The following is a 1,946-nucleotide window of genomic DNA, read 5'->3' on the forward strand; positions in this document are numbered from 1 at the left end:
CCAACACTTGAGTTTGTTCAATCGCACAAGGCTGTTCGATCAAATCAATGCCGCCATCCTGCAACTGTTGAATGCCTTGGATACATTCCAATTCTGACCAAGCACGATTTACATCAACACGAATACTGATTTCAGGTCCTAAAGCTTTTTTGATGGCAATCACATGATCAACATCATGTTGCACAGGATTGGAACCGATTTTTAACTTGAAAATATTGTGGCGTTTGAGTTCAATCATTTTTTTTGCTTCAGCGATGTCTTTTTCAGTATCACCTGAAGCCAAAGTCCAAAGCACAGGGAGACGATCACGTAGACGACCACCCAATACTTCGCTTAGTGGCAAATTGAGTTGTTTCGCTTGAATATCCAAGAGCGCAGTTTGAATGGCACATTTTGCAAAGCGATTGCCATTGATACTTTTACGAATCAATTTGAGTGTTTGAGCCACATTTATTGAAGATTTGATCGACAATAAGAGCGGGGCAAAATAAGTATCGATATTTGCTTTGACACTTTCAGGGCTTTCTTCACCATAATTAAGTCCACCAATCGTGGTCGCTTCACCCCAACCCACAAGACCATCCGTTGTTGTGATTTTGACCAATACCAAGGTTTGGGTTTGCATGGTCGTCACAGATAGCTTATGTGGACGTATCGTTGGGATATCGACTAATATGGTTTCGATTGTTTTGTACATTTCACACCATCACTGGTTCTTTATGCTCTTCCTATACCTTAAAAGAATGATTAAACTGTGTCTAAGACTGAATATGTATTTTTTTATACCTATTAGGTATGGAGATAAGGAATGGAACTCAGATATTTACGTTATTTTGTCGCAGTGGTGGAAGAGCAAAGCTTTACCAAAGCAGCAGAACGGCTGTTCATCGCACAGCCACCTTTAAGTCGGCAAATTCAAAACCTTGAAAATGAACTAGGTGTGCAGCTTTTTGAACGAGGAAGTAGACCACTTCAAACCACAACCGCAGGTCAATTTTTGTACCAACATGCCTTAAAACTTTTGTCTAATGCGGAAGAGGTTAAGAGTATGACGAAGCGAATTGGTTTGATTGAGCGAACCTTAACCATTGGTTTTGTAGGTTCATTATTATTTGGTTTATTACCTAGAATTATTTATCTCTACCGCCAACAACACCCACATTTAAATATTCAGTTGATAGAACTCAGTACCAATGAACAACTTCAATCACTCAAAGAAGGGCGAATAGATGTTGGTTTTGGTCGGTTGAGAATCAGCGATCCTGCTGTAAAAAGAGTACTTTTGCGCAAAGAAAGACTAGTTGTTGCAGCCCATTCAAGTCATCCAATTGCTCAACGCGTCGAGGGAGTGCATTTAGCAGATTTGGTTGATGAAAAATTATTTGTTTATCCCAATACACCAAAACCTAATTTTTCAAGCCAACTTTTAAATATTTTTGCTGAGCATAGTTTGGTGCCGAAAAATGTCCGTGAATTACGAGAAATTCAATTGGCTTTAGGTTTGGTGGCTGCAGGAGAAGGCTTATGTGTCATTCCTGCTAGTGCCGATACCATTCGATTCCCACATTTACTTTATATTCCAATCCTAGATAGTGGTGCAGTCAGTCCGATTTTTATTACAGCAAGAGCCATGGATAACAGTGAAGATATCCAGTCTTTATACGATACGATTTATCAGGTTTATGATTTAGAAGGGATAGAATACAAGAGAACGACTTTTCAATGGGGTCAAACAGTATAGCCGTATATTTAAAGATACTTACTTGTGGTAAGTGTCTTTATTTGAGTTATAAATAATGAATCTATTTCATATGGATAGATTCATATAAATCATTTGGTTGTAATCAAACGATCTAGTAACTTCAAAATAATTAGGACTTACGCATTGACGGATTCAAAAAAGTACTAAAATACTTTATAAAGTATCTGTGATCAGACGAATTAAA

2 protein-coding genes are annotated in these 1,946 nt (G+C 38.0%); one reads left to right on the forward strand and one right to left on the reverse strand.

Features of this window, described 5'->3' with window-relative positions:
- Window positions 1-697, reverse strand: a 697-nt coding sequence (locus tag A2003_RS07250; protein ID WP_286687070.1) for a muconate/chloromuconate family cycloisomerase, incomplete at its 3' end; no start/stop codon positions are given.
- Window positions 698-808: 111 nt separating this feature from the next.
- On the opposite strand from A2003_RS07250, the gene A2003_RS07255 reads away from it, so the two are divergent.
- The gene (locus A2003_RS07255; protein ID WP_075696512.1) at window positions 809-1,741 is read left to right on the forward strand and encodes a LysR family transcriptional regulator; all 933 of its coding nucleotides are present in this window, start codon (window positions 809-811) and stop codon (window positions 1,739-1,741) included.
- Window positions 1,742-1,946 lie beyond the last annotated feature (205 nt).

Origin of the sequence: Acinetobacter sp. GWC1_38_13, from assembly GCF_001767535.1 — a bacterium.
GTDB classification, from domain to species: Bacteria; Pseudomonadota; Gammaproteobacteria; order Pseudomonadales; family Moraxellaceae; genus Acinetobacter; species Acinetobacter junii.

Excerpts from the sequence above, each read along its gene's own strand:
- A2003_RS07255 (WP_075696512.1), top strand. The coding sequence starts at position 809 with ATGGAACTCAGATATTTACGTTATTTTGTCGCAGTGGTGGAAGAGCAA.